This is a genomic window from Myxococcus sp. CA023, from assembly GCF_010998615.1.
Classification (GTDB): Bacteria; Myxococcota; Myxococcia; order Myxococcales; family Myxococcaceae; genus Myxococcus.
Window position 1 is genome coordinate 1 of sequence record NZ_JAAEAH010000157.1, and the last position, 5245, is coordinate 5245.

A 5245-nucleotide genomic window follows, 5' to 3' on the forward strand; every position below is an offset into this window, starting at 1 on the left:
CGCCACCCGAGATCTACACGCGTAAGATCGTCGGCAGCGTCAGATGTGTATAAGATACAGCCCTGGTGCCGTGGCCCCTCCGCCCTGACGCCTCGAACCGAGCCTCTGTCCTGTTCGAGGCACAGGCGCCACACGTCACGTCAGGAAAACTCGACGTCCACGTCGCAACCCGCCACGGCCGGGTGATGGCCCCGCCCCACCGTGATTGCCAGCCCCAGCCCCGACCTTCGAGCGCAGACGCGCCGCATGGGAGACCACGAATTGGAAGGCACCGTATCCGCAGATGAGTGAGCCGCGGCGACACGTCAATCGTTGCCGCGGCCATCTGCCCCAGCTCATCCCGGTACCCGTGGAGAGGCAGAGCGCCGCCAGATGTTCCTTATTTGTGCGGATGCAATCGTGCCTGACTTCAAATCCCCGTCGTGGAATCACTCTGTGCCAGCAGCGCTGTTGCTGATGGCGCCCTTCGACCTCCTGGCCTCACTGGCCATGGACATCTACCTGCCAGTCGTTCCGGCGATGCCCGGAATCCTCAACACCTCTCCCGCCATCGTCCAGCTCACCTTGAGCCTGTACATGGCGGTGCTTGGGCTCGGGCAAATGGTGTTTGGCCCGGTCTCCGACCGCATCGGCCGGCGGCGAGTGCTACTGACAGGCGCCCTCCTGTTCGCGGTCACCTCCTTCCTGCTCGCGGGGGCCTCGGATGCCGCGATGTTCGTCGGCCTTCGGCTCGTCCAAGCCATGGGGGCATCCGCGGCCCTCGTCGCCACGTTCGCGACGGTCCGCGATGTCTATGCGGAGCGCCCCGAGAGCGCGACCCTCTACAGCCTGTTCAGCGCCATGCTGGCCTTCGTCCCCGCGCTCGGGCCCATCGCGGGGGCGTTGCTCATGCAGCGCTGGGGATGGCGAGCCATCTTCATCACGCTCGGAGTCCTGGCCACGGCGGCGCTGCTGCAAGCCTTGCCACGGTGGCACGAGACGCGCCCGGCGCAGGGACTCCAGTCGCGTCCCGCGTTCCGGCACATCCTGCGCAGCGCCACGTTCTGGACGTACACCCTGGGCTTCAGCGCGGCCATGGGCTCCTTCTTCGTGTTCTTCTCCACGGCGCCCCGGGTGCTCATCGGTCAGGCCGGCTTCTCCGAGCTCGGGTTCAGCCTGGCTTTCGCCACCGCCGCGCTCGCGATGATTCTGACGACCCGCCTCGCGAAGCGCTTCGTGGGGAGTTGGGGACTGGCGGGTAGCCTTACGCGGGGCATGGGCCTGTTGCTGCTCGGTGCGGGGCTCCTGACGGCCGGACAGCTCCTTGCAACGCCGTCGTTCTGGACGTTCGTCGCGCCGATGTGGCTCATCGCGGCCGGCATCGTGTTCTCCGTCTCCGTCACCGCGAATGGCGCACTCCAGGCCTTTGGCGATGTGGCGGGAACGGCGGTCGCGCTCTACTTCTGCATCCAGAGCCTCATCGTCGGCGTCCTCGGCACGCTGATGGTCGTCCTGCTGGACGGCGACACGGCGTGGCCCCTGGTGGGATACGCGACCCTGATGGCAGGGGTGACGTTGACGGCGCTTCAGCGCCTCCAGCGCCAACAACGCGTCCTGACGAAATCCGCGATGGCGGAAAGCTCCGACGCCCCCTAGCAAACGTCCCAAGACCGCGCCGCGGGGGCCTGCTCCCGCGGCGCGGCGGTGGTTTCCATCTTTCCCGCCTGGGACGGAACCCTGCCCGCCTCCCGGCTGTCCAGGGACCAACCGGGCGTCGGCCGTCTTTCGGAAGACGTCTCCTGGACGATGATGGAGCCGCGAGCCATGCAAGGCCCTATGCTTCCCCCCGCGATGAACACCAAGGCAGGCGGTGGACTCTTCTGTGAGCTGTACTGGGGCAACAACCTGTCCGAGGCGTGGAGCTATGGGCCGGAGCATTCGAACGTCCACGCCGCCCCGGACGAGACGGCACCGCTACCGCTCTACGGCTTCACCCTGCCCGAAGAGCCGTTCCTGCTCGCCGAGCGCACCGCTCAGGGCTGGCGCATCCACCTGCCGCCCGCTGCCCGTGCCGAGCGCGCCATCAAAGGCGACTCCTATGCCGCCGTGCCGCAGACGGACCTGCGCCAGCACGACGGACGCACGACAGTGGAGCTCGCGGAGGGCATGACGCTTCGCATCTCGGAAGGCCAGCTCTCGCTGCGCATCCAAGGCTCCGTCGTCAAGGAACAGGTCAACCGGCTCCAGTGGAAGGACTTCGGCTGGCTCATCATCGTGAGCATCCTCTTCCTCAGCCTGCCCGTGGGCTTCCTCATCGCGGGCCCCACGCCACAGCGCATCGAGGAATCCAAGGTCCGCGCCATGAAGATAGCCGCCGACAAGGAAGCCGCGCGCCGCAAGGCCATGGGCCTGGACACGCCACTGCGTCCGCTCACGGATGAAGAGCTCGGCATGCAGCCCGACGGCGGTGACGACGTCACGGTCCCCGCCTTCCTGCGCGTCCGCTGAGGCGGCGCTTCAGGGCCCCAGACCGACCCAGACCTCCCCATCCTCGAAGAACTCCTTCTTCCAGATGGGGACGTCCTGCTTGAGCCGCTCGATGGCGTACTCGCAGCCACCGAACGCCTCCTTCCGGTGCGGCGACGCCGCGGCGATGACGACGGCCAGCTCGCCGGGTACCAGCGTTCCCACGCGATGGATGATGGACAAGCGCACGCCGGGAAACCGCTCCGCGGCCTCCGCCCCAATCTCCGCCAGCTTCTTCTCCGCCATGGGCGCGTAGGCCTCGTACTCCAAGCGCAACACGCGGCGGCCCTTCGTCTGGTTGCGCACGGAGCCGCTGAACGTCACCAGCCCGCCATACGACTCCCCGCTGACAGCCTCCACCACCTCTTCCAGCCGCAGGGGCCGGTCCACCACCAGGAACTTTCCAGGTGCGCCTCCCGCCACGGGGGGAATCAGCGCCAGCTCCGCCCCATCCCGCACCGGGGCATCCGGACCGACGAACTCCTGGTCCACGGCCACACGAAGGTGCGGCAGGAGTGGCGCCAGCGCCGCGTACTTCGCGCTCAGCAGCCGCAACACGTCCCGCACATGCGAGCCCTTGGGCAAGTCCAGGGACTCACGCACCTGCCCGGTGCGCTCGCGAGCCGCGGCGAAATAGAGGACGGTGATGCGCACGTTCCCGGCGTCCGCCATGCCCCCACTCAACGCGAGGCCTCCTGCTCCGCGCGCAAGGACAGGCGTCCCTTGAGCCGGCCCCCGCCCTCCACCGGGCTGAAGTCGAGGAAGCCCGAGTCCAGCGGCGTAATCCGATCCAGCAGCGCCCCCGAAAGCGCCTTCGTCGCCCCGAGCAACATACTGGGCACTCCGGGCACCTTCTCCGCCGCGCGCAGGTCCGCGCGCAGCCGGCCCAGGTCCACCATCATCGACACGTGGCCCGAGCTGAAGGCCTCACCACCGAAGCGCTCCCGCAGCTCGGCGCCCACGTCTCCGCGAGGACGGCCCTGCAGCAGCTCCCCCGCCAGCAGGCTGGCGCGCTCGGGCGTGATGCGCAGCTCCACCGGCTGATCCCGAATCCGCGTCCGGAAGAGCGTGCCATTCGCCTCCTGCTGCGTCGTGTAGCGCAGCACGGAGTCCTCCAGTTGCTTCGCCACGAGCGCCCGCACGGGCTCCGACGCCGTCAGCCCCGCTTCGACCACGATGGAGCCCTTGATGTCGGGCCGCTTGTTCCGGATGAAGTTGCGGAAGAAGGCCGGGATGTCGAAGTACGCGCGCAGCACCACGTCGCCGCGCAGCGCCTTGAGCAACGCCTCCACATCCAGTCCTTCACGACGCCAGGACGCCACCATGCGCTCGCGACGCTCGGAGCCCGGCGCACCGAACACCAGCCGAGCCAACTCCTCGGGCGGCACGGAAATCTGCGCCGCGGCGATGGGCCCCAGCTCCGCGTCCTTCAGCAACGCCGACGCGGGCGCGCGGGCGCCCTGGAACAACGGTGTCGAGGAGGACAGGAAGCCATCCAGGTCCATCCGCTCCGGCGTCACCGCCAGCGACGCGGCGAAGCCCCGAATCGGGTGGGTGCCTTCTTCATCAGGCGCCACTCCGGGCTGCAGCCCGGAGAAGAGGTACACGCTGCCGCTCGCCACCTTCCCTCGCAGCTCGGTCAGAAGCACGTCCTCGGAGATGCCCGGCCCCGTGAGGCTTCGCACCGCCTGGCGGGCCACTTCCGCGTCGGGAATGGCCAGCACCTGCGCCTGCTGAGACTCGCCCTCGTAGGGCTCCTCCAGCCCCTCCGGTACGGCGAGATAGAGGTAGCCTCGGTCCTCGAAGAGCAACATCGGGGGCCCGCCTGACGCAGGCTCCACGGTGACGGAGCCATCCGGCTGCGGCAGCACGCCGTGCCCCGCCCGCTCCAGCTCTCCGGCAACGGCCTTCAGGGCCTCCTCTGGCTCCGTGATGCCCAGCAGCGTCACGACGCCGTCGAACTCCGGGAGCAGGAAGAAGCCGAAGCCCTCGTCGGGGTCCACCACCGAGCCGGTGCCGTTCTCCAGGTCCGCGAAGAGCAGCGGCAGCAGCGGGGATGACTCCACGGCCCGCCGCGCGTTCTCCGGCCCCACGAGCCGCGCGTAGAAGTCCATCAACGGATCCACGTGGCCGCGCAGCTCGGGCAGCCACATGACGGTGCGCGCGCTGGAGGGCACCGCGCGCAGCACGGGCCGAGGCACCACCGTCAACTGGACGCGGCCGACCTCCTCGCCCTCGTGCAGGGCGCGCACGGTATAGGCGCCTGCCCGGGAGAAAGCGTGGGACACCCACGGCGCCGTCTGGGCGTCGCTGCCGTCACCGAAGTCCCAGGTGACGGCGGTGGCGTCCTCGCGCTGCGAGCCGAGGTCGACCGGCACGCCCGCCTCCACCGTCCGGTCCTGCCCCAGGTCCGGCCGCACCGCGCGACGGCAGCCGGAGGCCCAGGGGCCCACGGCGACCGTCATCAGGAGGAGCGCGACAAGAGACCCAGGGCGGCGCGGAATGAGCGGCATGAGCCGCTTAGTAGTCCAGCGCCAGTCCGAACATCCAGCGCCGGTTCGACAGGTTCAGCCCCGGCCCGCCGAAGTTGTCCACATCCGCATAGGTGTACTCGGCGAAGATGTAGCTGTGGTTGACGCCCAGGTCGGAGTCGAAGTCGCGCGCGAAGCGCGGCTCCAACACGTCCAGCAAGAAGGCCACGCCACCCGTCGCGCCCCAGCCCCACTTGCCGCCCGAGCCC

At 69.1% G+C, this 5245-nt stretch carries 5 protein-coding genes; 2 read left to right on the forward strand and 3 right to left on the reverse strand.

The genetic code is table 11. The features are described 5' to 3' along the window. The first annotated feature begins 372 nt into the window (after positions 1 to 372). On the forward strand, positions 373 to 1635 hold the full coding sequence (cml, locus tag F8M74_RS36860; protein ID WP_141256463.1) for a CmlA/FloR family chloramphenicol efflux MFS transporter: 1263 nt from the start codon (positions 373 to 375) through the stop codon (positions 1633 to 1635). Positions 1636 to 1683: 48 nt separating this feature from the next. Beyond that, positions 1684 to 2487 (forward strand): hypothetical protein, encoded by an 804-nt coding sequence (locus F8M74_RS36865; RefSeq protein ID WP_141256464.1) that lies wholly within the window; start codon positions 1684 to 1686, stop codon positions 2485 to 2487. Positions 2488 to 2496: 9 nt separating this feature from the next. On the opposite strand, the gene moaD is transcribed toward F8M74_RS36865, so the two are convergent. The 3 genes from moaD to F8M74_RS36880 form a co-directional block, all read right to left on the reverse strand. Further along, positions 2497 to 3177 carry a molybdopterin converting factor subunit 1 gene (moaD, locus tag F8M74_RS38600; protein WP_141256465.1) on the reverse strand — a complete coding sequence of 227 codons (681 nt, stop codon included), beginning with the start codon at positions 3175 to 3177 and terminating at the stop codon, positions 2497 to 2499. Between the two features lie 8 nt (positions 3178 to 3185). Then, positions 3186 to 5018, reverse strand: a complete 1833-nt coding sequence (locus F8M74_RS36875) for a PKD domain-containing protein (protein ID WP_141256466.1) — start codon at positions 5016 to 5018, stop codon at positions 3186 to 3188. Between the two features lie 7 nt (positions 5019 to 5025). Then, positions 5026 to 5245: MXAN_2562 family outer membrane beta-barrel protein (locus tag F8M74_RS36880; protein WP_240462329.1), on the reverse strand; the 220-nt coding region annotated here is incomplete at its 5' end.